This is a genomic window from Streptomyces inusitatus (assembly GCF_014651115.1).
Taxonomy (GTDB): Bacteria; Actinomycetota; Actinomycetes; order Streptomycetales; family Streptomycetaceae; genus Streptomyces; species Streptomyces amakusaensis.
The window spans coordinates 1-23969 of record NZ_BMWG01000001.1; the positions used below are offsets into that span (position 1 = coordinate 1).

24 protein-coding genes are annotated in these 23969 nt (G+C 69.2%); 5 read left to right on the plus strand and 19 right to left on the minus strand.

Annotated elements, in window-relative coordinates; all coding sequences use genetic code 11:
• Nucleotides 1-649: 649 nt before the first annotated feature.
• Nucleotides 650-1648 (plus strand): tryptophan--tRNA ligase, encoded by a 999-nt coding sequence (trpS, locus tag IE247_RS00005; RefSeq protein ID WP_190120725.1) that lies wholly within the window; start codon nucleotides 650-652, stop codon nucleotides 1646-1648.
• An 86-nt stretch (nucleotides 1649-1734) separates the two neighbouring features.
• On the opposite strand, the gene proC is transcribed toward trpS, so the two are convergent.
• From proC to IE247_RS00030, 5 genes are all read right to left on the minus strand, one after another.
• Nucleotides 1735-2544, minus strand: a complete 810-nt coding sequence (gene proC / locus IE247_RS00010; RefSeq protein ID WP_190120726.1) for a pyrroline-5-carboxylate reductase — start codon at nucleotides 2542-2544, stop codon at nucleotides 1735-1737.
• A gap of 142 nt (nucleotides 2545-2686) precedes the next feature.
• Nucleotides 2687-3835: an NAD(P)/FAD-dependent oxidoreductase gene (locus IE247_RS00015; protein ID WP_190120727.1), complete on the minus strand. Its 1149-nt coding sequence runs from the start codon at nucleotides 3833-3835 to the stop codon at nucleotides 2687-2689.
• A 57-nt stretch (nucleotides 3836-3892) separates the two neighbouring features.
• A complete protein-coding gene (gene sigJ / locus IE247_RS00020) occupies nucleotides 3893-4771 on the minus strand; it encodes an RNA polymerase sigma factor SigJ (protein ID WP_190120728.1) in 879 nt (292 codons plus the stop codon).
• 85 nt (nucleotides 4772-4856) lie between these two features.
• Entirely contained in the window at nucleotides 4857-5393 is a 537-nt protein-coding gene (locus tag IE247_RS00025) for a hypothetical protein (protein WP_190120729.1), read from the minus strand.
• Nucleotides 5394-5448: 55 nt separating this feature from the next.
• On the minus strand, nucleotides 5449-5796 hold the full coding sequence (locus IE247_RS00030) for an SH3 domain-containing protein (protein WP_190120730.1): 348 nt from the start codon (nucleotides 5794-5796) through the stop codon (nucleotides 5449-5451).
• Nucleotides 5797-5933: 137 nt separating this feature from the next.
• On the opposite strand from IE247_RS00030, the gene IE247_RS00035 reads away from it, so the two are divergent.
• The gene (locus IE247_RS00035; protein WP_190120731.1) at nucleotides 5934-8111 is read left to right on the plus strand and encodes a serine/threonine-protein kinase; all 2178 of its coding nucleotides are present in this window, start codon (nucleotides 5934-5936) and stop codon (nucleotides 8109-8111) included.
• A gap of 332 nt (nucleotides 8112-8443) precedes the next feature.
• Here IE247_RS00035 and IE247_RS00040 read toward each other — a convergent pair whose 3' ends face one another.
• A complete protein-coding gene (locus tag IE247_RS00040; protein ID WP_190120732.1) occupies nucleotides 8444-8854 on the minus strand; it encodes a hypothetical protein in 411 nt (136 codons plus the stop codon).
• 173 nt (nucleotides 8855-9027) lie between these two features.
• Between IE247_RS00040 and IE247_RS00045 the strand changes: the two genes are divergently transcribed.
• Nucleotides 9028-9288: a GntR family transcriptional regulator gene (locus tag IE247_RS00045; protein ID WP_190120733.1), complete on the plus strand. Its 261-nt coding sequence runs from the start codon at nucleotides 9028-9030 to the stop codon at nucleotides 9286-9288.
• Nucleotides 9289-9549: 261 nt separating this feature from the next.
• Here IE247_RS00045 and IE247_RS00050 read toward each other — a convergent pair whose 3' ends face one another.
• From IE247_RS00050 to IE247_RS00075, 6 genes are all read right to left on the minus strand, one after another.
• Nucleotides 9550-9759 carry a DUF397 domain-containing protein gene (locus IE247_RS00050; protein ID WP_190120734.1) on the minus strand — a complete coding sequence of 70 codons (210 nt, stop codon included), beginning with the start codon at nucleotides 9757-9759 and terminating at the stop codon, nucleotides 9550-9552.
• A 149-nt stretch (nucleotides 9760-9908) separates the two neighbouring features.
• On the minus strand, nucleotides 9909-10088 hold the full coding sequence (locus IE247_RS00055) for a hypothetical protein (RefSeq protein ID WP_190120735.1): 180 nt from the start codon (nucleotides 10086-10088) through the stop codon (nucleotides 9909-9911).
• A gap of 131 nt (nucleotides 10089-10219) precedes the next feature.
• Nucleotides 10220-10429 carry a hypothetical protein gene (locus tag IE247_RS00060; RefSeq protein ID WP_190120736.1) on the minus strand — a complete coding sequence of 70 codons (210 nt, stop codon included), beginning with the start codon at nucleotides 10427-10429 and terminating at the stop codon, nucleotides 10220-10222.
• A 41-nt stretch (nucleotides 10430-10470) separates the two neighbouring features.
• Entirely contained in the window at nucleotides 10471-10767 is a 297-nt protein-coding gene (locus IE247_RS00065; RefSeq protein WP_190120737.1) for a hypothetical protein, read from the minus strand.
• 13 nt (nucleotides 10768-10780) lie between these two features.
• The gene (locus IE247_RS00070; protein ID WP_190120738.1) at nucleotides 10781-11305 is read right to left on the minus strand and encodes a hypothetical protein; all 525 of its coding nucleotides are present in this window, start codon (nucleotides 11303-11305) and stop codon (nucleotides 10781-10783) included.
• Nucleotides 11302-11484: a hypothetical protein gene (locus IE247_RS00075; RefSeq protein WP_190120739.1), complete on the minus strand. Its 183-nt coding sequence runs from the start codon at nucleotides 11482-11484 to the stop codon at nucleotides 11302-11304. Before IE247_RS00075 ends, IE247_RS00070 begins: the two co-directional genes overlap by 4 nt.
• 258 nt (nucleotides 11485-11742) lie before the next feature.
• On the opposite strand from IE247_RS00075, the gene IE247_RS00080 reads away from it, so the two are divergent.
• Nucleotides 11743-13074 carry an NsdA family TPR-like regulatory protein gene (locus tag IE247_RS00080; protein WP_190120740.1) on the plus strand — a complete coding sequence of 444 codons (1332 nt, stop codon included), beginning with the start codon at nucleotides 11743-11745 and terminating at the stop codon, nucleotides 13072-13074.
• Nucleotides 13075-13140: 66 nt separating this feature from the next.
• On the opposite strand, the gene IE247_RS00085 is transcribed toward IE247_RS00080, so the two are convergent.
• The 6 genes from IE247_RS00085 to IE247_RS00110 form a co-directional block, all read right to left on the minus strand.
• Entirely contained in the window at nucleotides 13141-14076 is a 936-nt protein-coding gene (locus IE247_RS00085) for a major capsid protein (RefSeq protein WP_190120741.1), read from the minus strand.
• 32 nt (nucleotides 14077-14108) lie between these two features.
• Entirely contained in the window at nucleotides 14109-14609 is a 501-nt protein-coding gene (locus IE247_RS00090; protein WP_190120742.1) for a phage terminase small subunit P27 family, read from the minus strand.
• A gap of 975 nt (nucleotides 14610-15584) precedes the next feature.
• Complete coding sequence (locus tag IE247_RS00095; protein WP_190120743.1) at nucleotides 15585-17201, minus strand: recombinase family protein; 1617 nt, start codon at nucleotides 17199-17201, stop codon at nucleotides 15585-15587.
• 274 nt (nucleotides 17202-17475) lie between these two features.
• On the minus strand, nucleotides 17476-19326 hold the full coding sequence (gene ilvD / locus IE247_RS00100) for a dihydroxy-acid dehydratase (protein WP_190120744.1): 1851 nt from the start codon (nucleotides 19324-19326) through the stop codon (nucleotides 17476-17478).
• Nucleotides 19327-19381: 55 nt separating this feature from the next.
• Nucleotides 19382-20275, minus strand: a complete 894-nt coding sequence (locus tag IE247_RS00105; RefSeq protein ID WP_373305476.1) for a sugar phosphate isomerase/epimerase family protein — start codon at nucleotides 20273-20275, stop codon at nucleotides 19382-19384.
• Nucleotides 20276-20379: 104 nt separating this feature from the next.
• Entirely contained in the window at nucleotides 20380-21312 is a 933-nt protein-coding gene (locus IE247_RS00110; RefSeq protein ID WP_190120745.1) for a Ppx/GppA family phosphatase, read from the minus strand.
• A gap of 41 nt (nucleotides 21313-21353) precedes the next feature.
• Here IE247_RS00110 and IE247_RS00115 point away from each other — a divergent pair, with 41 nt between their 5' ends.
• Entirely contained in the window at nucleotides 21354-22154 is an 801-nt protein-coding gene (locus IE247_RS00115; RefSeq protein ID WP_190120746.1) for a DUF3109 family protein, read from the plus strand.
• Between the two features lie 79 nt (nucleotides 22155-22233).
• On the opposite strand, the gene IE247_RS00120 is transcribed toward IE247_RS00115, so the two are convergent.
• Nucleotides 22234-23874, minus strand: a complete 1641-nt coding sequence (locus tag IE247_RS00120; protein ID WP_373305477.1) for a BACON domain-containing protein — start codon at nucleotides 23872-23874, stop codon at nucleotides 22234-22236.
• Nucleotides 23875-23969: the final 95 nt, after the last annotated feature.

The following is a 23969-nucleotide window of genomic DNA, read 5'->3' on the forward strand; positions in this document are numbered from 1 at the left end:
TCTCAAGGAACGGACGCTTCCTTCAGGCCCTTTTCACCAGGCCCTCCGGGCTTTCCCTTCGGTCTTGCGTTTCCAACTCTACCAGATCCTTTTCCCATTCCGTTTCCGGTTTGGATTTTCAGATCCAGCGGCCAGTTGGACCGGCCTTTTGCCTTTCGGCTGCTCCGACTCTATCAGATCCTTTCGGGCCTGACTCCCGGTCGAAATCGGGTTGTCTTTCCGGCTGTTGGGCCGTTCCGACGAGTGAGACTTTAGCGGAATTCTTCGCCCCGACGCCAATCGGGGCGGCGTCCCTTCGAACGCGGATTCCTCATTTCGCAAGAACGCACCACAAAGGAAGCGACACGAGGTCGTTCGTTCGTAGAAGATCTTGCGGAATGGCTACCCGGGGACCAACCGAAGTCGGCGCTCACGTCGGGCAACTCGGAGAACACTACGACTCGGGGTATCCACTGTCAACTTGTGACCTGGGTGCGTAGTCTCGCCCCATGACCACGCGTACATGCTCCCTTCAGTGGTGGCCCGCCTGACGGCGGCCACCTGCTGAGCGTGTACTCAACGGCCGCCCTTCCCGGCGGCCGTTTTCGTTTGCTCCCTCCGGGGGTCGGCCGGCCGGTACGGCGGCTTCGACCAGGAGACGGAGAGCGGAATGACGAGGATCTTCAGTGGGCTCAAGCCCACCGGGCATCTGACGCTGGGCAACTACCTCGGGGCGCTGCGCCGGTGGGCCGAGGTGGATCAGCACCGGGCGGAGGCGCTGTTCTGTGTGGTCGATCTGCACGCGCTGACCGTGGAGCACGATCCGGGGCGGGTCCGCAGGCTGAGCCGGCAGACGGCGACGCTGATGCTGGCGGCGGGGCTGGATCCGGAGCGGTGCGTCCTCTTTGTACAGAGCCATGTGGATGAGCACGCCCGGCTCTCCTATCTGCTGGAGTGCACGGCGACCGACGGCGAGCTGCGGCGCATGATCCAGTACAAGGAGAAGGCGGCCCGGGCGCAGACCTCCGGGCAGAGCGTGCGGCTGTCGCTGCTGACGTATCCGGTGCTGATGGCGGCGGACATCCTGGCGTACGGGGCCGACGAGGTGCCGGTGGGCGAGGACCAGACACAGCACGTGGAGCTGACCCGGGATCTGGCCGTGCGGTTCAACCAGAGGTACGGACACACCTTCACCGTGCCGAGGGCCACGCGCCCGGAGGTGGCGGCACGGGTCATGGACCTGCAGGACCCGATGTCGAAGATGGGGAAGTCGCACGAGCCCGGGAACGGCATCGTCTATCTGCTGGACGAGGCGGACCAGGTGCGGAAGAAGATCATGCGGGCCGTCACGGACAGCGGGCACGAGGTCGTGTACGACCGGGAGCGCGCTCCCGGTGTCGCCAATCTGCTGGAGATTCTCGCGGCGTGCTCGGGCGGGAACCCGGGCGAGCTGGCGACCGTTTACCAGTCGTACGGGGCCTTGAAGAAGGACACGGCGGATGCGGTGGTGGAGCTGCTCAGGCCCCTGAGGGAGCGACACGCGGAGCTTGCGGCGGACCCTGGCCATGTGGACGAGGTGCTGAGCGCGGGCGCGGAGCGTGCCAGGGCGATGGCCAGGCCGACAGTCGACGCGGCCTATGCGGCGATCGGTCTGCTGCCCGCGCGCTGAAGAGCGGATCCAGGAAGCGGGAGAAGAAGGCGGAGGGCATTCGTCCTGTCCGCTGCCGTGGCGCCACGGCAGCGGACGGGGTGGTGTCAGCCGTTGCCGGAGGCGAGTTCGCGGCTGCGGTCGCGGGCCGCTTCGAGGGCGGCGATCAGGGCCGCTCGTACACCGTGGTTCTCAAGTTCGCGGATGGCGCTGATCGTGGTGCCCGCGGGGGAGGTGACGGCTTCACGGAGTTTTACGGGGTGCTCGCCGCTGTCGCGGAGCATCACGGCGGCGCCGATCGCGGCCTGGACGATGAGGTCGTGGGCCTGGGAGCGGGGCAGTCCGAGGAGGATGCCCGCGTCGGTCATGGCCTCGACGAGGAAGTAGAAGTACGCCGGGCCCGAGCCGGACAGGGCGGTGGCCGCGTCCTGCTGGGACTCGGGGACCCGGAGGGTCTTGCCGACGCCGCCGAAGATCTCCTCGGTGTGGGCGAGGTCGTCGGAGGTGGCGTGGTTTCCGCCGGAGATCACGGACATGCCCTCGTCGACGAGGACGGGAGTGTTGGGCATGACACGGACCACGGGGGTGCCGGAGACCAGGCGCTCCTCGATGAAGGAGGTGGGGATTCCGGCGGCGGCGCTGATGACCAGGCGGTCGGCCGGGGTGTGAGGGGCCAGCTCGTCGAGGAGTCGGCCCATGTCCTGGGGCTTCACGGCCAGGATGAGGGTGTCGGCGCGCTTGGCGGCCTCGGCGTTGGTGACCGTGTCGACGCCGTAGCGGGTGCGCAGCTCTTCGGCGCGCTCGGGGCGGCGGGTGGTGACCAGGAGGTCCGCCGGTCGCCAGCCGGCTCGGATCATGCCGCTGAGGAGGGCTTCTCCGATCTTGCCGGTGCCGAGGACTGCGACTGTCTTGGTCATGGCTCTGCTCACCTCGCCGGTGGGGGTATGTGCCCACATCCTCGCACCGGGGGCGAGGCGGTGCCGTGGTGTCCGAGGGGCGGTACGGACCCCGCGTGGCGCGGGGTCCGCGGAAGGGAGCGGGACGACCGCCCGGCGGGGTTCAGCCCAGGCCCGGGACGAGTGGGAGGGCGCGGGGGGAGCTGCGGGCCAGGCGCAGGATGCCGACGGTGGCGCGGACCACCTGTTCCTTGACGAGGGCGGCCGTGCGGCCGGTGAGGACGCGGTCGCGCGGGGTGTCGTCGGGGTGGACGAACTGGATCAGGCCGTCGTGGCGGCCCAGGCTCACACACTGGGTGACATAGCCGAAGCGCAGGGGCTCCGGCCGGCGGCCCAGGCTTTCGGCGATGATCGCGCCGGCCGCGTGGAAGCCGGTGGGCAGGGCCGCCGCGCAGCCCATGCGCAGGGGGCCGGAGGCGGCGGAGTGGGCGGCGGCGGCGTCGCCGACCGCGTAGATCTCGGGGTACGAGACCGAGCGCAGGGTCTCGTCCACCTCGATCCGGGCGGTGATCGGGTCGAGGCGGAGTCCGGCCGTGTCGGCGAGGGCGGTGTTGGGGGTCATCGAGGCGGCCCAGAACAGCGCGTCCGCGTCGACCTCCTCGGGGCTTCCCACCTTCCGTCCCTCCTCGATGCGGACGCCGCGCGCGGTGAGGACCGTACGGACATGGGCGCGGCCCTTGGCGGAGTGGCCGGCGGCCACCTCGCCGGTGGAGAGGAGGCTGATCTTCCAGTCGGGGTGGGTCTCGGCCAGTTCGGCGGCCACCTCGGTGCCGGTGAGTCCGGCGCCGACCACGGCGAGGGTGCCGGGGCGGGCGCTCCGCAGCCGGGTGCGGAGGGAGTCGGCGGACTCGGCGGTGTAGACGCGCTCCGCCGCCGTCTGTTCCGGTGCCGTCTGTTCCGGTGCCGCGCCCGGTGTCCGGCCGGTGCGGCTGCCGAGGGCGTACACCAGTCTGTCGTACGGCAGGCTCTGTCCGTCGTCCGTGGTGACCCGGCGGGCGGTGGGGTCGATGGAGGTGGCGCGGCGGGCGAGATGGCGGACGCCGGTGCCGCGCAGCATGGTGGTGAGGGGGTGGGGCGGGCGGGGGGCGCGGGCGAGGAGTTCGTGCTGTCGTACGCGTTCGGTGAAGTGGTCGCTGGGGTCGATCAGGGTCACCCGGGCGTGGGGGGCGAGCCGGAGGGCGGCGATGAGTCCGCCGTATCCGGCTCCCAGGACGATGACCCGCTGGTTTTGGTGGTTCGGTGATGTCGTCATGCAGGGGGGACGAAGTGGGGGTTCCGACTGTGACAGTGGTGTCGGGCCGGGTGCCGGTCAGCTCAGGGCGTCGAGATCGAGGTGGCTGAGCTTGTCCGGGTTGAGGGTGGCGTCGACACCGGTGATGAGGCCCTGGTGGACGGTGAAGGAGTAGACCGCGGCCCAGCCCTCCTCGGGGTGGACGACGACCAGGCCGGGCGCGCCGTTGACCTCGCGTATCGAGAGCCGGGTGCGGCCGGGGACGAAGCCGCGCCGGACCAGGTTCTCGATGAAGAGGGCGACCTTCTGGGCTCCGACCACGGGGAGCCGGGCCGCGGTGACCTTGCCGCCGCCGTCGGAGCGCCAGATCACCTCGGGGTCGAGGATGTTCAGCAGCTCTTCGAAGTCGCCGCCGACGATGGCGGCGAGGAAGGCCTCGACGGCCTTGCGGTGCTCGCCCCGGTCGACCGAGCGGCGCGGCGCGTCCGCGCGTACTCGGCGGCGGGCGCGGGAGGCGAGCTGGCGCACGGAGTCGGGGGTGCGGCCGACGGCCTCGGCTATCTCGGGGAAGGGGACCGCGAAGACGTCGTGCAGGATGAAGGCGGTGCGCTCGGCGGGGGTGAGGCGTTCCAGCACGGTGAGCAGGGCGGTGCCGACGGACTCGTCGAGGGTGACCCGGTCCTCGGGGCCGGCTTCGGTGACCACCGGTTCGGGCAGCCAGGGCCCGGTGTAGGTCTCGCGGCGGGCGCGGGCGGAGGTCAGCTGGTCGTAGCAGATGCGGCTGATCACGGTGGTCAGATAGGCGCGCGGGTTCTCCGCCTCGCCGTCGGGGAGCCGCTGCCAGCGCAGCCATGCCTCCTGTACGGCGTCGTCCGCGTCGGCGACGGAACCGGTGATCCGGTAGGCGATGCCCCACAGTCGGCTGCGCTGACGCTCGAACTCGATGTGCTCGGCCATGCTCCCCGGCCTCTTTCTCTCGTTCTCTCGCGGTTGCTTCACCGGGTGGACGACGGGGGCGGCCGAAGTGTGACAGGGGAGCGGTTCAGCTCTTGCCGCTCCTGCCGCCGCCCTTGGTCTTGCGGCGGGCGCGGGCGGCCGGGTTGCCGGTGCGGGTGCTGCGGCGCTTCTCGTACTGGGCGCGGGCGGTCTCGTACTCCTCGCGGTGCAGCTTCTCGCCCGGGGCTTCGGTCAGGGCGCGGAAGGAGTACGCCAGCAGGACGCCGATGAAGCCGACGACCTTGACGCTGCGCAGCGAGTCCGGGTTGGCGGCCCCGGTGAGGCGGCGGCCGAAGCCCTCCCAGGTCTTGCGGAACGCGATCGCGGCGCAGACCGCGAACATGGCGATGACCATCGCGTTGACGAAGCCGCCGACCTCGGCGATGACCAGGCCCTGGTGGGCGAAGCGGAGGATCAGGAAGCCGGCGACGGCCGCGGCGAGCCCGCCGACGGCGACGCCGGCCCGGCGCGGCCCGTACCCCCCGTCGTGGTTCACCCACGTGGTGCCGAAGAAACGGATGGGTTCGGGCCGGGGGCCTTCGCCGCCGCCGTCGCTCTGGATGGTGGTTCTCTGCTCGCTCACGGGTCGATTATCCCCGGTGGTTCCCGGGGACGTCCCGGAGCGGATCGCGCCGCCGTCAGGAGCAGCGGACGGTCACATAGCCGTTGCTGCCGGTCTGGACGTAGGCGTCGGAGACGTACTCGCCGTTGGCGATGCAGTCCCAGATGGTCGTGGTGCCGTACGGACCGGTGATCTTCTCTCCCGGCTTCTGGCAGTTGATCTGCACCCTGGCGTCGTAGGGCAGGACCCGGACGATCCGGTATCCGGTGCCGGGGCCGCTGCGGACATTGACGCGGTGGCCGGGTGCGACCGGGTAGCGCTTGGAGGCGGATCGGGCCGATACGGGGCTGCCGCCGCTCGCGCTGTCAGTCGTGCTGTCAGTCGCGTTGTCGGCTGTTTCCGGACGTGCTTCTTCAATCGCCATCTAAAACTCCCCCGTTGCTGTATGCGCGGATACGCGCTGTACGACTCCCCGAGGCTAACAAGCTCCCCTCGGATCGCACGCACCATCGACTAAGCTCCGTGAGTCGCGTGTGCGCACTGATTAGACGGGGGTCGCAGATGCCACCGCTGCGCAGCACCGGGCACTCCCCGGAAGCGGAGCGTCCGGAATATGCCGGGCAGTATCGCCTTGAGTCATGTCTGGGAACGGGTGGCATGGGGGTGGTGCATCTGGCCACTTCCGACTCGGGACTACGGCTCGCGGTCAAGGTCATCCATACCGAGCATGCCTCGGATCCCGAGTTCAGAGCCCGTTTCCGGCAGGAAGTCGCGGCCGCGCGGCGGGTCAGCGGGGCGTTCACCGCCTCGGTGGTGGATGCCGATCCGACGGCCGGGCGGCCCTGGATGGCGACCCTGTTCATTGAGGGGCCAACGCTCTCCGAGCGCGTGAAGCGGAGTCCGCTGGGTGAGGCGGAGCTGCGTCGGATGGGGGCGGGGCTGGCCGAGGCTCTGCGGGACATCCACCGGGCCGGGGTGGTCCACCGCGATCTGAAGCCGAGCAATGTCCTGCTCGCCCCGGACGGGCCGAAGGTGATCGACTTCGGGATCTCCCGCCCCACGGACAGTGATCTTCGGACCGAGACCGGGAAGCTGATCGGGACACCGCCGTTCATGGCTCCCGAACAGTTCCAGCGGCCGAGGGAGGTCGGCCCGGCGGCCGATGTGTTCGCCCTGGGCTCGGTGCTGGTGTACGCGGCGACCGGGCGCGGGCCGTTCGACTCGGACAGCCCGTACATAGTGGCGTACCAGGTCGTCCACGACGAGCCGCAGCTGACGGGGGTGCCCGCCGATCTGGTGCCGCTGCTGCTCCGCTGTCTCTCGAAGGACCCGGACGAGCGGCCGACGCCGTACGAGGTGATGGTGGCGCTGCGCGGCTCCACGCCCTCGGCGTCGTACGACACCCAGGCGCATATTCCGGTACCGAGGACTCCGGATCCGCGTGAGTGGGCACCTGCGGTGTCGAAGGCTCCGGATCCGCAGCCGACAGCGGCTCCGGATGCGGATCCGGATCAGGCTCGGGTGTCCCGGTGGGCGGGACGGCGGCGGCGTCGGTGGGCGGCGGCCGGTGCGGCGGCGATGGCGCTGGCCGTGGCGGCCGGGGTGGTGGCGGCGGTCGTGGGGAGCGGGGACGAGGAGCCGGGGCGGACGCCCCCGGCGCGGGGCTTCACCGGCTGGAGCGTGACCCTGCGGTCGGGCAACGAGGAGCACCGGACCCCCGTCTGCACACCTGGTCCCGGGCTGTCCGCGCTGTACTGCGCCGCGCCCGGGCTGAAGGCGGTCCGGCTCGACCCGGACACCGGGCGGACCGGCTGGTCACTGGAGGCGGGCGGCGGCGCGGCGGCCCAGAGCGACGTGGGCGCGGCCCCCGTGTTCGCGGGCGGGCTGCTGCATGTGGTCACCCCCGGCGGGGGACGGCTGGAGGCGCTCGACCCGAAGACCGGGGCCGTCCGCTGGGACGCCCGGATGGACTCGTACTCCGAGGTCCGGCACATCGGCGACACGGTGCTGCTGATCGGCGAGGGCGGGCGGATCAGAGCACTGGACGCGGCGACGGGCGCGAAGCGCTGGGACGGGCGGCACGGCGGCATCGGTACGCAGTGGGTGTCCGCTCCGGGGGCCCGCGGGCCCGCGCTGGCGGCGACGCCCTCGGCGGACGGTATGTCCACGCTGATCACGGCGGTCGACCCGGGCGACGGGAGGCGGCTGTGGCAGCGACCGCTCAAGGGGGAGCTGCGGCCGGTGCAGCTCTCGGGCGGGGACCTGTATCTGCTCTCCGTGAACCGGGACGGGAGCACGGACGCCGTGGTCCGGCTCGGTACGGCCGGTGCCGGGGCGGCTGTGCGGCGGGTGCCGGTGGCGGTGCCCGCGCTGGACCAGGCTCAGGCCGTGGTCGCGAAGGAGATCGTCTATCTGAGCGGGGCGGGGGGCTCGCTGCTGGCGATCGACACCGGGGCCGGCCGGGAGCAGGAGAAGTGGCGGCGGGAGATGGGCGCGACGCATCTGTCGCGGCCGACCGCGGACGGGCGCGCGGTGTATGTGACGGCGGGGGACGGCCGGCTGCTGGCGGTGGACGCGGGGCGGGGGGTGCTGGTGGGGCAGACGGATCCGAGGATGGACGACGGGCGGTTTACGTTCGCGTCGATGCTGGGGGCGCCGGTGGTGGGGAGGGGGAGGGTGTATGGGGCGGCGCCGGATGGGGGGGTGTTCGGGGTTTCCGCGAAGCGGGTGGGGCGGTGAGGTTTGTGCGGGGCGCGGTTTGTGCGGGTCCCGGTCGGGGCTCCGCCCCGGTGGACTCTACACCCTGGAATCTCATAAATCAGTAGGTATGCATAGAAAAAGCCCCGCCCGGAGTGGTCCGGGCGGGGCGGGTTGTGCGGCTGCTCAATGACGGGGTCCGGGGACGTCGTCGTCCCAGTGCGGGCCGGGGTTGTAGAGGTGGACGCAGTCGGGGCAGGCGTACAGGGTGCGCCCGGGGCCGCTGGCTGTCTGTATCCATCGGATGGCCACGGGGGCACTGGTGATGTGTCCGCACACAGTGGCCGTGGTCCGTGCGGTACTCGCTTCGCCGGTCATGCCCCTACCCCCGTCACCTGGTGCACGCCCGTTGTCGCGAGGTAGGTGTATTCGATGCCCATGGCCGCGAGGGTCATTGCGGTCCGCCGTTCCCGGCGCTGCTGTGCTTCCCGCCGTTCCTCTGCCCGCTTGACGCGTGCGAGCGAGATCGACCGCACGGGCGGGATTTCGGGGAGGTCCGGAGCATGTCCGGGGCGACGCTCGAAAGGGTCCCGGAGCCCCTGTAAAGGGACTGCGATGCGCTCGGGTGCGCGGCGGGACGGGGCGGGTGTGGTGGTGGCGCGGTGTCGGCCCTCGGCGGTGGCGCGCTGGTGGATGGTCGGTTTGGCGGTGTCGCGGCGGCGGCCCCGTCCGGGGGTGATCAAGTGCAGCGCCCATGTAAGGGCGCGGGCGATAGAGTCGCGCATGTCGCGTTCAGCTCCTCGAAAGCTGTCTCGGCGAGCCCCGAGGAACCGATTAGGCCCGGTCCCTCGGGGCGTTGTTGTTTCCGAAGGTAGGCGAACCTGTAGGTACCTGTCTATGAACAGGGGTATACAGGTATGTCTATGTGTGGGTGTGTGGTGATGGATACGTTTTGCTGGTGATGGAGTTCGACCCCACCCGGCCCAAGTGGCAGCAGATCGCCGACGTAATCAGGCAGCGCATCGCCAGTGGCGAGTACCCGGCGCGGCATCTCGTCTCAGAGGTACGGCTTGAGAGTGAGTTCGGCGTCGCCCGGACGACAGTCCGTAAGGCGACCGCCGAACTGCGTGACGAGGGGCTGATCGTCACCACGCGCGGCATGGGCTCATTCGTGAGTGATCGAAATCCGCCCGAGGGTGAGCGCCAGGGCGCGGAATAGTCCCGGCCCCTCACCCTGGGTCCGCAGCCCCGCCCGGCAGTCGGCCGGACGGGGCGTCGTGCTGTGTGGTCAGCGGTTCAGTCCCCGCGACTCCCGCAGCACTCGGAGCGCCGGGGCGAAGCGGGGCAGTGAACCGTTACAGAGGGAGTCGTGCGGGAGGGTCCAGACGAGCCAGCACGTGAGGCACCAGAGGGTGTTCGCGTGCTCGGGGTCGGGCGCTGCCGTGTCTCCGCAGCGCGGACACTCCTGCATGGGTGACTCCTAGGCCGAGAGGTCGAACTCTCCCAGCTTCGCACCCGTGAGGAAGTCGGCCCACTCCACGGAGGTGAACTCCACCGTCCGTCCGGTGACGGAGCTGCGCACGGCCACCCGTCCGGGAACGTTGGTCGCCACCTCGACGCAGCGGGGATCGGCGTTGTTGTAGACACACACGCTGGACGTGTGGAACTCGAATTCCGTCCGTTCGCTCATGGTCGCTGTCCCTTCGGCCGAACAGCGGGGAGTCGGTCCCCGCGCCGTTCTCGCTGCCCGTCCGGCCGCTCACGGGAACCGCCGGACGGGGGCTTGTGGGGTCTTTGCGTGATGCGGCGGGCCCAGCACCCCCGGTTCCCGCCCAACGGTCACTTCGGGGTCGGAAGTCGCTGGGGCCGGTTGGCTTCCGCCGGGTCGCGCAGCGGCACGTTCCACTTGATGAGTCGGTGGCGGAGCCATGGCGCGTGCACGTCGTACATACGGGCGAGTGCGTTGAGGGACGCGCCCTCGCGGTAGCGCCTGGTCACGTCGGCCTGTTCGTCGTGCACGCGTTTTCGGGCTGCTGCCAACTCTGCTGCCGAACGGCGTGGCACTGGTCTCTCCTTGATGGTGAGCGGGATTGTGGGGCCCGTTCGGCTGCCGACCGTCCCCGCCATAGGGATCACAGCCGAACGGGGGCTCATGGGTGGTGCTGCGTGGTGCGGTTGGTCAGTTGCCGTTGCCGGGCGTGCCAGGCGGTCATCGCCTCCGCGCGGGTGCGGAGCGGGACACCCCAGGCAGTGAGGCAGTCGCCGAGCCAGTCCCACGCGACCCGGTAGTCCTGCGCGATCGCGTTGACGGACTCGCCCGCGCGGTACCGCTTGACCACGGTGTCCCGTGCCCGGATCACTCGTGTCTTCGCGGTGTCCAGCTCTTCTCTCGTGCGGCGGGTCAGCGTGTGTCCCCGTGGGTAGGTGGGGCCTTGCGGCGGAAGGTGGACACGGTGTCGGGATTCTCGGTCTCGCGCTTCTGCCACCGCGCCTGCGCCTTCATTGCTTCCGCGTGGGTGCGGATGTGGACGCCCCACGCTTGGAGCTGCTCGCGGAGCCACACGTCACCCACGTCGTACTTACGGGCGACGACCGTCAGCGGCGTCTCATCGGCGTGGTACAGCGCGATGACAGCATCCTTCTCTTTGAGGACGCGTTTGCGGCCGGCTGCTCTCTCCGGGGTCAGAATGCGCGGCATTGCTGCTGTCTCCTTATTGGTGTGGGCCCGCCCCGGTCGCCGTGTGGGCAGTCAGGCGACCGGGGCGGGAGTCAGTGGGACACACAAGGTCCGGAGGGAAGGGTGGTCCGGCGGGTATCTCGCCGAGGTCCGGGCGCGGGCTCCGAACGGCCACGGGCCGGGCCCTGAGACGGAAGACACCATTGGCACCGTCGGCCACGGTGAGGGACACCTGAGCGCCCTCCCTGAGCTGGGTGCGCAGTTCCTTCTGTGTCCAGTAGTCGCGGGCCCAGTCGCGGAGTCTGGTGGGCCCGTCCGGGCGCTGCCCGTCGGCAGGTTCTTCGGGTACCCGGTCACCCCAGGGGACGCGCGCCGGGTCGGGGTCCAGCCGGTCCGCGATGCGGCGGGCCTGGTTACACATCCACAGCAGCGCCTGGCGGGGCGAGATCTCCACCGTGGCCGCGAGGACGAACACCGCGCGTTCAGCGGTCCCGTACACGGCCCCTTCGGCGATCACGTCGCAGCGGTACTCACGTCTCGGCTCGACAGGCCCGTTCACGACGGGTCACCCCCGTCCGCCAGGTCCCGGACCAGCGCTTCCAGGGCCCGTTCGAACCGGAGCTGACGAACACCCTCGTCCAGCTCCGCACGCCACTCGGCGGCGTACTCCGGGTCGGTCTCCACCCGCCGCAACTCCGCCCCGAGTGCGCGCCGCTCCCGGCCCTGGGCAGTCAGCACCCACACCAGCCGGGGAAAACAGACCCGTAACCAGACTTCGACGGCCCCGACCGCAAGGGCGAGCCGCTGATACACCCGCCCGACACGGCGAGCGCGGTGGTCATTGGTCAACATCGGTGGCCCTACCCCTTCCCCTTGCCCGCCGTGGCGCTTTCATCGCTCTAGGCAACCCCTCAGTCACCCACGGCGGTACCGTTGAGGCAGCACCAGGGTGTAAAAGCAGTAAAAGGCCGCTTCAACGCAGGGAGTTGACCATCTGTGGCGACCCGCGAACCGAACTCACGTCTAGCGCTTCTGCACCGCGAGGCAGGGTGGACCAATCGCCAGTTCGTACAAGCGGTCAACCGCATCGGTACTGAACGAGGCACTCCAACCAAGTACCAACAACCGTCCGTGAGCCAGTGGCTCAGCGGGCACATGCCCAAGGAATCGACGCGCCCTCTGATACTGGAAGCTTTGGCGCGAAAATTGGATCGCCCCATCACTCATTCAGAAGCAGGGTTCCCGCCGCCTGCCGAATATTCTGAAGATGCGGGAACTGCGGAAGCGCTCATTGATCTCGGGACCGCTGACATGCTGCCCGGACGACGCAGCATACTCGGCGCGGTGAGCCTATTTTCTGTTGCGCTGACAATCCCTGGCTGGCCAGATGTGATAGGCAGAATGGAATCCGTGAATTCTAGTGCGTCGATGCGCATTGGGATGCCGGAAGTAAACCTAGTCACCGATATGACAGATCAGTTGAACGGAATTTACAACAAACGTGGTGGTCGAACCTCTCGGCCAATGGCAGCAGCGTTTTTAGCCAATACTGTTGCCCCGTACCTGCGCGCCGACGCTTCCGAAGAAGTTCGCAAGTCGATGATGACAGCCGCCGCATTTTTGTGTTATATCACTGGATGGATGGCAGTAGACGAAGGGCTTCATGGATTGGCGCAAAAGTATTACACCAAGGCATTGGAGTTGGCTGGCGCGAGCAGCGATTACCTCACCTATTGCCATGTACTGAGAGGGATGTCGGTGCAAGCTGCGGACCTAGGTCACGGGGCTCCCGCCACTCGGCTAGCCAATGCGGCGGCTACCGCAGCTCCAATGACTGGGCCACTCATGCGAGCTTTCATGGCGGGCCAGCAAGCGCACAGCTTTGCCCTCTCGGGCGATCGTGCGGCAGCATTGCGCAGTATTAGGGAAACAGAAAAAGCAATGGATGCGGCTGGAAGCGGGAAGACTCAATTGGGCGGTTACACTTTGGCCACTTTGGCGTATCACACTGCGCAAGTTCGTTACTCGCTGGGCGATGTGGCTGGCAGTGTTGATTCCTTGGAGTCACACTTTCAGTTGCGAGCGCCGACGGACTCTCGGGTAACCGAATTGCGCTTCCGCTCGATGCTGGCAGAAAGGCAGCTAGAGCTAGGTCATCTGGAGCTAGCTTGTGGCACATGGAGTCAGGTACTCGAAAAGCATCCCGGGATCCAATCAGGGGCGGTGGATGGATTCGTTGCAAATATCAGTCGACGTCTCCAACCCTATCGATCCAGTCCAGTCGCTCGGAAAGTCTATGAAGAATCCTTGCCCAGCGTCGGCTGCTGAAAGCAAAAAGCCCCCGTACCCGCCACCCCTGTTGGGCAGCGAGCACGGGGGCTCTGTACTCCTGTATCAGCCGTTCAGAACATTTGTGAGGCGCGCGGCAGCCTTTCCGCCGAACATGGCTATACCACAATAGAACTCGATACGAGTCCTATAGACAGGCTTGTCGTGTGCCTCCCCGAGGTCGGTGGCCTGGATCCCGCCGTTCGTCAGCCCGGAAACAGCCGAATCAGCCTCTGTCTTACCGAAGCGCACCGCGTAGATGTCTCCAGTCTCCTTACCGCCCGTTCCTGCGGTGAGCGGCAGAATATCGGTACCGTCCAGCTTCTGGCCGACATCGAGCAGCGGAATCCCATTCCAGAGGGTTGTACGCTTCCCCTGAATGTCGCTCATAAGGAGTTCGCTGCCGCCCAGCCGGCGGAACCCGGAACGGATCCTCGCAATAAGCTCGCCATTCATGTAGAGCGCGCCATTCGAGCCGTCAATCCCTCTTACGGAAGCGGTCAGCCTGTCCAGTGCGTCAAAGAACTCGTGCCCATTGGCGATAGGGCCGACTCCCTTCGCGTCGAGTACCTGCCGCCCGATGAGCCGCTTCCGGAGGCCGTCGAACCCCTTGGGGTTTACCTGTATGTCTCCGTTGAAGAACTGGTCGGAAAAATGAATGGAAGCGGCCTTGATCTTCAGCATCTCCTGAATGGCGCGCTGATCATTCAAGTTTCCACGCGTCTTGGCAATGAAGCGGTCAACGTCTGAGTCTCCACCCAGAATGGCAAGCGTCTCAATGCGCTGATTCAGCGTGCCCGTACTCTCCGGGTAAGCTTCATTCACCGCGCGGAACGAGACTCCGGGAAGCGTGGATTCTTCATTGTAGGCGAAGGCTGACCCTTCAAAGCTGATCAGAGGGAGGCGGTCAAGGATGGGTGACTCCTGAACGAATACCTCAATCACTCCACGCTGCAAATCATCCAACGTGAGCTTGGCAGATTCAATAAGAGTGAGTGCCATGTCTATCTCCTCAAAGGGTTCTGGCGGTGTTTTCAGTCCCAGATATCCGAGTCGTCTTCATCGTCGGTATCCGGTGCCGTAATAGCGGCGCGGGAACTCGGCGACAAGCCCAGTTCCCGGATGTAGCGGGCGAGCTGTGTGCGGTACTGGCTTGCGATCGTGGCGGCCCCGTTCTTCACAGTGCCTCGCTCGGCGGTGACCATCAGTCCACGTTCGGAAAGGTCCCGCTCCGCCTGGTCGATCCGGGCAACGCAGACACACATGTCTTTCACGGTGGTGTGGTCCACCTCGCCGATACCGGCCGCCACCTCAAGAACGGGGACCACACGCCGCCATTCCTGCGATGCCACATCACGGCACCGGACGTTCGCCGACTCGACAGCGGTATCGGGTGAGAATCGGAAGACCTCAGCCCAGTTCGGTTCGGCCAGGATGGCCCGGGGAACAACCACCCCTTCCTTGATCGCTGACTTTGACGGGTTCCCTTCGCGTGCCCGCTGGACGGCTGGTGTAGGTCTGTATCTGTCGGCCATGCAGCCTCGCTTTCTGGTCTTTCAGGCATGCCAAAAACGCCTTCAGCTCCGGCGCGAGTGTTTTTCCTCCCCCTCGTGCGGCTGTGAGAGGGGCAGGGGGACCCCGCCCGGGGTCACCGCGTCAGAACGGCGGAACCTCGCCTGATTCGCGCTGAGAGCGCCGCTCAGCAGCCCAACCACCAGGCTGACGCTGCGCGGTCGACTGGTTGTGGCACGACGTGCACAAGGGCCGGAGCCGATGCCACGTATCCGGATCGGCGACACCACGAGCAAGGAGTTCACGGCGCGAGTCAGGGTGATGGTCGGCCACCGTCGCAGCGGTCGCACACATCACGCACCACGGATGGGCATACAGGTAGCGCCGCCGGGTGCTCGGCCACTGCGGGCCGTACGAGCTGGTGCCCGGAGTCGCCCGGAGCCTGTTCGCCTCACGCTCATGAGCGGGGCAGCGACCACCACGGGGGGTCAGCTCAGGGCACCCGGGGACAGTGCAGGGACGGCGGGGTCGTCTGGGCAGCAGGTACCTCTTTCTGCGAGCTTTCGGCGGTGAGCGTTCTGATGGACAACAGCACCAGGCCCATAGGGATCGGCATGTGCCCCGTGAGGTCACTGGTGCACGGATAGCCCGGGACAAGGCACTCAGGCTCTCTTGGCCCCCTGCGGGTGGCCGAGCGTCTTCCTTCCCCACCACTAGTAGGGGGCGGACCTTGCCGAGGCCGGACAACCGGTGTCGAGGTTGCAGTTGAGGGGCGAAGTTTGCTTTCTCTTAGGTTTTTTCTTGTTCATCTAAAAAAATAGGGAAAACCAACACCTCAACACCCTCTCTGCCCCGCTGACCGGCCGAGGGCGAGCAGGGTCAGCCCCTCGGACCCGGCGAAGAGGGCTCAAGGCCCGCTCCCGCCCGTGTGCGGGCATGGGAAAGCCCCCGACGATCACGGGGGACCACCGGGGGCTGTTAGGGGCTGTGTGCGGCTGTTACGCGGCTCGTTCGTAGTCGTCCGAGTCGGCTTCCTCGTTCTCCGGGGTGGCCCACGTGATGCTGACCCGTGCGTCTCCGTCGAAGCGGCCCCCCTGCTTGGGTGCCTTGCTGACCGTCACGGTGTCGATGGCGAGTCCGAGCAGATCCCGTTTCTTCTCAAGGTCGGCAGCGTGCCACGCCTGCTCTCCCCATCCTTCGAGCAGGAACGTGATGTCCAGGCGTTCGCCCTTGCCCACCAGCTCTGTCAGGCGTTCTTCGGCGGTGTCGACGCGGGTCTCCGCCGCGTTCTTGTGGGGGATGCGGTACTTCGCCGAGCGGCCCGCGTAGAAGCCTGCGGCGTCGTCGGCCATGAACTTGTCGAGCTGCGCCACCGCCGTTTTCAGCTCGGCCCGCGCGTCCCTGATCTCCTGGGTCTCCTCGGGGCGGGTGAGGGTGTACCAGCGTTCGGCCACTGCGATCAGTACGGGGTCGTGGTCGTCGGACGCGTGGAGCCGTGCGGACCAGACCTGAACCACGTACTTCTCTATCGCGTTGCGGGTCACGGATGTGGGCGCGGGGCACGCCGCGCGTCCGTCGCCCCTGCGCAGACAGCTGTAGGAAAGGCTGTCCAGGGTCATGGCGCTGCCGCAGCTCGCGCAGCGCAGTTTCCCGCTCAGTGGGTGGACAGGGCGGCCCTTGCTGGGGGCAAGGCTGATGGTCTGGTTCCCGGACAGTACGCGCCGTGCGCGTGCGGCGAGTTCGGCGGGGATCATCCGGGGCAGTACGTCGGGGGTGACGACCCGTACCTTCTCGCCCCGCTCGTTCAGGTACGGGATGCGGTCCTTGTGCGCCTTGCCCCCGGGCGAGTGCGTCAGCCACCCTTCGTACACGGGGTGGATGATGATGGCCCGGATCGCGTCCGCCCGCCACGGCACACCGGTACCGGTCCGCAACCCCTCACCGTTGAACTTCCTTGTCAGCGCACGGGAGGACACCCCCTCGCTGATCTCCTTGAACACCCGGACGATGATCTCCCACGGGGTGACCTTGCGCCGGTCGGCAACCAGACACAGATACGGGGTGGTGTCGGGTACGAGCTTGCGGGTGTCAGGATCGGCGACCAGACCGAACGGGGCCTTGGACAGCCAGCGCCCCTCGTTCCGCTGCTTCGTTTTGGTGCTGCGCACGTTATAGGAGAGCCGCTGTGAGTACTCGCGTGCGTTCTCGGCCCGGTCGATGATCCAGCGCCGGTCACGCTCGTCCATCGAGTCGAGACGCTCGTAGTCGAAGATGACCCGGGCCTTGCCGAGGATGGGCACGACGGCTTCCGCGCCCTTGCGGGAGAACCTGTCGAGCGCGTACACCCACAGACACGGGACCTCGCCCGCGAGGACAGCGGCCATGGCAGCGTCGTACCGGGGCCGCCGGACGTCGGACCAGGCCGACAGGTTCTCTTTCCAGACCCGGCGGACGCAGTAGCCGTGTTCGTCGGCCCACGCCCGTCCCCGGTCCTCCTGGGCACGGATCGAGAGAGAGCGTTCACCCTCCCGGACGATCTTCGACTTCCTGAGCAGCAGATCCACCTGCGGACGCCCATGACACGGGCACACACCCGACTGAATTTTTGTCGTCATGCCCACTGTGGGGGGCAGACCTTGCCGCTGAGGCTGGGCAAGCGTGGACACAGACATACCGGGACCGCCTTTGACCAGCGGAAACGGTCCGCTGCCGAGCAGGTCCCAGGGTGTTGGACCCACTCCGAGCCCCGCGCCTCAATCGCCGGCGGGGCTGAATTTTGCTGACCCGGACTTCATCTGGAAAGAGACCCCACCGGGGCTGAAATTTCGCTGGACCCGGTGGTGCCTGCCTCACCCCCGGGGAGTCCGGGGGCGAGGGGGCTTGAGGGGGCTACGGGAGGAGGGAGATGTCGCGGATGGCGCCGCGGTCGGCGCTGGTGGCCATGGCGGCGTAGGCGCGGAGGGCGGCGGAGACTTTGCGCTCGCGGTTCTTGGGGGCGTAGACGCCGTTGAGGGCTTCGCGGCGGGCGGTGAGGTCGGCTTCGGGGACCAGGAGGTCGATGGAGCGGTTGGGGATGTCGATGCGGATGCGGTCGCCGTTCTCCACCAGGGCGATGGTGCCGCCGGAGGCCGCCTCGGGTGAGGCGTGGCCGATGGAGAGGCCGGAGGTGCCGCCGGAGAAGCGGCCGTCCGTGACGAGGGCGCAGGCCTTGCCCAGACCGCGGCCCTTCAGGAAGGACGTCGGGTAGAGCATCTCCTGCATGCCGGGGCCGCCCCGGGGGCCCTCGTAGCGGATGACGACGACGTCGCCCTCCTTGATCTCCTTGCGGAGGATCTTGTCGACGGCCTCTTCCTGGGACTCGCAGACCACGGCGGGGCCCTCGAAGGTCCAGATCGACTCGTCGACGCCGGCCGTCTTCACGACGCAGCCGTCGACCGCCAGATTGCCCTTGAGGACGGCGAGCCCGCCGTCCTTGCTGTACGCGTGGGCCGCGTCCCGGATGCAGCCGCCTGCCGCGTCCGTGTCGAGGGTGTCCCAGCGCTCCGACTGGGAGAAGGCCTCGGCCGAGCGCACACAGCCGGGGGCCGCGTGCCACAGCTCGACGGCCTCGTCGGACGGGGAGCCGCCGCGGACGTCCCAGGTCTCCAGCCAGTCCTTGATCGACGGGGAGTGGACGGTGTGGACGTCCTCGTTGAGGAGTCCGGCGCGGTACAGCTCGCCGAGGATCGCGGGGATGCCGCCCGCGCGGTGCACGTCCTCCATGTAGTAGGTGCCGCCGGGCGCGACGTTCGGCGCGACCTTGGCCAGGCAGGGCACCCGGCGCGAGACGGCGTTGATGTCGTCGAGGCCGTAGTCCAGCTCGGCCTCCTGGGCGGCGGCGAGCAGGTGGAGGATCGTGTTGGTGGAGCCGCCCATGGCGATGTCCAGCGCCATGGCGTTCTCGAAGGCGGCGCGGGTGGCGATGTTGCGCGGCAGGACGCTGTCGTCGTCGCCCTCGTAGTACCGCTTGGTGATCTCCACGACCGTGCGGCCCGCGTTCTCGTACAGCGCGCGGCGGGCGGTGTGGGTCGCCAGGACCGAGCCGTTGCCCGGGAGGGAGAGGCCCATGGCCTCGGTCAGACAGTTCATCGAGTTGGCGGTGAACATGCCGGAGCAGGAGCCGCAGGTCGGGCAGGCGTTCTCCTCGATACGGAGGATGTCGGCGTCCGAGATGCTCTCGTCGACGGCGTCGACGATGGCGTTGACCAGGTCGAGCTTGCGGACCGTGCCGTCGACCAGGGTGGCCTTGCCGGCCTCCATCGGGCCGCCGGAGACGAAGACCGTCGGGATGTTGAGGCGCAGTGCCGCGTTGAGCATCCCGGGGGTGATCTTGTCGCAGTTGGAGATGCAGATCAGGGCGTCGGCGCAGTGCGCCTCGACCATGTACTCCACGCTGTCGGCGATCAGATCGCGGGAAGGCAGGGAGTAGAGCATTCCGCCGTGGCCCATGGCGATGCCGTCGTCGACCGCGATCGTGTTGAACTCGCGGGGGACGGCTCCGGCCGCGAGGATCGCCTCGCTGACGATCCGGCCGACCGGCTGGAGGTGGGTGTGGCCGGGCACGAACTCCGTGAAGGAGTTGGCGACCGCGATGATCGGCTTCCCGATGTCCGCGCTGGCTACGCCCGAGGCCCTCATCAGGGCGCGGGCGCCCGCCATGTTCCGGCCGTGGGTGACTGTGCGGGACCGCAGCTCGGGCATCGTCGCTCGCTCCTCGGTAGAGAGTTTTCGCCGGGTACGAGCGTACGCCGATGGCTCAAGATCCGGACAGAGTGTCCGGCATACGGGACAGCTTGCTCACTCCTCGGTCGGCCGGCACCGGCCGCGCGGCCGCCGCCAGATGCCGGCGGGTGAAGGCGAGCGCCTCGGCGAGATCGGCCTCGCGCTCGGCCGCCGACATCGCGCGGCGGGTGTTCACCTCGATCACCACATGTCCGTCGAAACCGGTATGGACCAGGCGCTCCAGGAGTTCGGCGCAGGGCTGGTCGCCCCGGCCGGGGACCAGATGCTCGTCCTTCGCGGAGCCCTTGCCGTCGGCGAGGTGCACATGGCCGAGGCGGTCGCCCATCCGGTCGACCATCGCCATGGTGTCCGAGCGGGAGGTGGCGGTGTGGGAGAGGTCGATCGTGAAGTGGCGGTAGTCGTCCTTGGTGACGTCCCACTCGGGGGCGTACGCGAGCATCTCGCGGTCCCGGTAGCGCCACGGGTACATGTTCTCGACGGCGAACCGCACATCCGTCTCGTCCGCCATCCGCCAGATTCCGCCGACGAAGTCCCGGGCGTACTGCCGCTGCCAGCGGAAGGGCGGGTGGACGACGACGGTCGACGCGCCGAGCCGCTCGGCGGCGTCCCGCGCCCGCTGGAGCTTCACCCAGGGGTCCGTGGACCAGACCCGCTGGGTGATCAGCAGACACGGCGCATGGACGGCCCGCACCGGGACCTGGTGGTAGTCGGAGAGCCTGCGCAGGGCTTCGACGTCCTGGCTGACCGGGTCGGTCCAGACCATCACCTCGACGCCGTCGTACCCCAGGCGCGCGGCGATCTCGAAGGCCGTCGCCGTCGACTCCGGATAGACCGAAGCGGTCGACAGGACGACCTTCACATCCTTCGCGTCTTTCGCACGGGGGGTGCGCGCCACTGGTTCTGCCACGGGAATCAGGGTACGGGGCCGCGCCCGGCCGCGGAGCGGGTCGGGGCGCGGCCCCGGGGCCTGTGGCGAGGGTGTGACAACGGGCGGCGGGGCGGGGTGCGGGCTTACCGGGCCGGGAGGTGGTCCAAGCGGCGCAGGATCACGCCCTCGCGCAGCGCCCAGGGGCAGATCTCCAGCTCCTGGGCCCCGAAGAGGTCCATCGCGCCCTCGGCGACCAGGGCCCCGGCCAGCAGCTGGCGGGCCCTGCCGATGGAGACGCCGGGGAGCGTGGCACGCTCCTCGACCGTCATCGCGGCGAGCTTGGGGACCCAGTCCTGGAGTGATTTACGGCTCAGCTCGCGCTGGACGTAGAGCCCGTCGGCGTCCCGGGCCGCGCCCGCGATCCTGGCCAGCTGCTTGAAGGTCTTCGAGGTCGCGACGATGTGGTCGGGGCGGCCGAAGCGGCTGAATTCGCCGACCGTACGGGCGATCTCGGCGCGGATGTGGCGGCGCAGCGCGCGGACGTCCTCGGCGGCGGGCGGGTCGCCGGGGAGCGAGGCGGCCGTCAGACGGCCCGCGCCCAGCGGCAGGGAGACGGCGGCGTCGGGCTCTTCGTCGATCCCGTACGCGATCTCCAGCGAACCGCCGCCGATGTCGATGACCAGCAGCTTTCCGGCGGACCAGCCGAACCAGCGGCGGGCCGCGAGGAAGGTGAGGCGGGCTTCCTCCTCGCCGGTGAGGACCTGGAGGTCGACGCCGGTCTCGGCCTTGACCCTGGCCAGCACCACATCGGCGTTGCTCGCTTCCCGGACGGCGGAGGTGGCGAAGCTGAGGACCTGCTCGCAGCCCTGGTCCTCGGCGGCCTGCACCGCCCGGTGGAGGGTCTCGACCAGCCGGTCGACGCCCTTGGGGCCGATGGCGCCGTCCGGGTCGAGCAGCTCGGCAAGGCGCAGCTCCGCCTTGTGCGAGTGGGCGGGAAGGGGGCGCGCACCGGGGTGCGCGTCCACCACCAGCAGGTGCACCGTGTTCGAACCGACGTCGAGGACTCCCAGTCTCATGCGCAGAACGCTACTAGCGGTGGCGGACATACCCTTGCCATGTGCCAAAGACGAAAAAGGCGAAGCAGGGCAAAGCCACGCCCCCGAAGAAGATCCAGGGCGATGAGCGGGGGCTGAACTTCCCGCGAGCGTGGGTCGAGTTCCCCGATCCGGCCGACGACGAACAGGTGTTCCGCTGCGATCTGACCTGGCTGACCTCCCGGTGGAGCTGCATTTTCGGCAGCGGCTGCCAGGGGATTCAGGCGGGCCGGGCCGACGACGGGTGCTGCACGCTGGGCGCGCACTTCTCGGACGAGGAGGACGAGGAGAGGGTGGCCGGTCATGTCGAGCGGCTCACTCCGGACCTCTGGCAGTTCCACGAGGTGGGGACGGACTCGGGCTGGGTGGAGGTGGACGAGGACGGCGAGCGGCAGACGCGCCGCTGGAAGGGGTCGTGCATCTTCCAGAACCGGCCGGGGTTCGCCGGGGGCGCGGGCTGTTCGCTGCACATCCTCGCGCTCAAGGAGGGGAAGGAGCCGCTGGAGACCAAGCCGGATGTGTGCTGGCAGCTTCCGGTGCGCCGGACGTACGACTGGATCGAGCGGCCCGACGACACCAAGGTGCTCCAGGTCTCGATCGGGGAGTACGACCGGCGGGGGTGGGGGCCGGGTGGGCACGATCTGCACTGGTGGTGCACTTCGGCGACGTCGGCGCACGGGGCGGGGGATCCGGTGTATGTGACGTACCGGCCGGAGCTGGTGGAGATGATGGGGCGGGAGGCGTACGAGGTGCTGGTGGGGCTGTGTGAGGCGCGGCTGGCGTCGCAGCTGCCGCTGGTGGCTCCGCATCCTGCGGACGGGTGAGGGTGGGGGTGGGTGGGGTGAGGGACCCGGGGCTCGGGTCTCTGGCTTGATCCTGGGTCCCGGGGCGCGGGGTCCGTCCTCAAGCGCCGGACGGGCTGGAGATTGACGCACCGGTCGGAGTCACCGGTGGAGTGGTTGAGGGAGAGGCGGAGGGCGGGGGCGGGGTGGGGGTCGGGGTTGGGGGTGGGGTGGAGAAGGGCGGGGCTGCGGGGCGGGGAGGGGGCGGGGGTGTGGGGCGGGTGCCTCGGCCTTCGACGGTGATGACGGCGTTGGAGGGGTCGACGCCGATGCGGGCGCGCCAGGGGCCGGAGGGTTCGCGGGCGGCGTCCACCTCGATCCGGAGGGTGAGGGTCTGCCCGGGATTCAGGGTTCCCGAGGTCCGGCTCGGCCGGATCCAGGAGGCGTCCGACCAGACCGACCAGCGCACCGGTGCGCCGCCGGAGGCCCGGAGGGTGATCCGGGTGGTGCCGGCGAAGGGTTCGGCGTCGACGGTGAGGCGGCCGGGCCCGGGGTGTCCGGCGGGGGCGGTGGGCGGGCGGGGGCCGGTGGCCGGGACCTCGACCGAGACCTCGGGGGAGCGGGATCCGGCGGTGAAGCGGGGGGCGGGCTTCCCGTCCGCGTTGCCCGCGTGCTCGTAGCGGTCGTAGGCGTCTCCTGTGAGCCGCTCCCCCGTCTCCGTCTCCGTGGCGCTGACCGGGGCTCCGTGCCGGCCCTCCCCCGTCAGCGGGGCGCCCCGGTAGGCGGCCCAGAGCGCGAGGACCGGCGCGGCCACCACCGTCGCCACGACCGTGGTCGTCATCGCGCGGGCGCGCAGCCGGTCGCGGCGGGCGGCGTGGTCCTTGGGGTCGAGCGGGAAGCCGGTCGGCCCGAAACGGGGGGTGCTCGCCCGGCCGCGCCGGGGGGTGTGGCGGGGCGCGGGGCGGACGGCGGCGCGGGGCGCGGGGATCAGCGGGAGGGTGTCGGGGGTGACGGCCGAGCCGGGCCAGGGCCCGTTCGCCCCGGCGTGCTCGGCGGCGCGGCGGCAGCGCGGGCAGTCGTCGACGTGCCGGACGAGTTCGGTGCGGAGCACGGCGGAGTGCAGGACCCGCCGGTCCCCGGCGAGCCGGGCGACGGTGGGGCAGCCGCAGGTCTCGACGACGGCGAGCGCCGCGCGGGTGCGCTCGACCTCGCAGGCGGCGGCGGCGAGGAGCTCCCGGGCGGGGAGCGGGTCCAGGCCGAGGACGGCGGCGACCTCGCGGGGGGCGAGTCCGTGGCGTACGGCGAGCTCCAGGGCGTCGCGCTGCTCGGGCGAGGTGCCGGCGGCCTCGGGCCAGGCCAGCAGGGCCAGCTCGGCGCGGCGGCGCTCGGCGGTGGCGGCCGGGACGCGGGGGCGCTCCTCGGGGGCGGCGGGGCGGCCGGTGTGCGCGCCCTGGCGGGCCCGCCGCTGCTCGGCCAGCCGGCGCAGACAGGCCCAGCGGGCGAGCGCGTACAGCCACGCCTTGCGTTCGGGTTCGTGCGCGGGGCCGCGACCGCGCTGGCGGTCCGCGACGGCGAGGACGTCCACGAGGAGCGCGGCGGCGGTGTCGTGGTCGCGCACCAGGGAGAGGCAGTAGGTGAAGAGCCCGTCGAGGTAGGGCTCGTAGCGGCCCGGCCGCTGCTGCGGGGAGGGCTGCGGCGCGCGCCGGCGCGGTCGGTGCGCGCCGGTGGCGTGGGCGGATGGTTCCAGCCTGCTGCTCGTCACGCCGAGACGGTAGGCGCAGGGCGGCATCCTGTTCGTACCTCTTGAGTGGTTTTACTTCTTACGGGTGAACAGTTCGCTCGATAGGGGACAGGAGT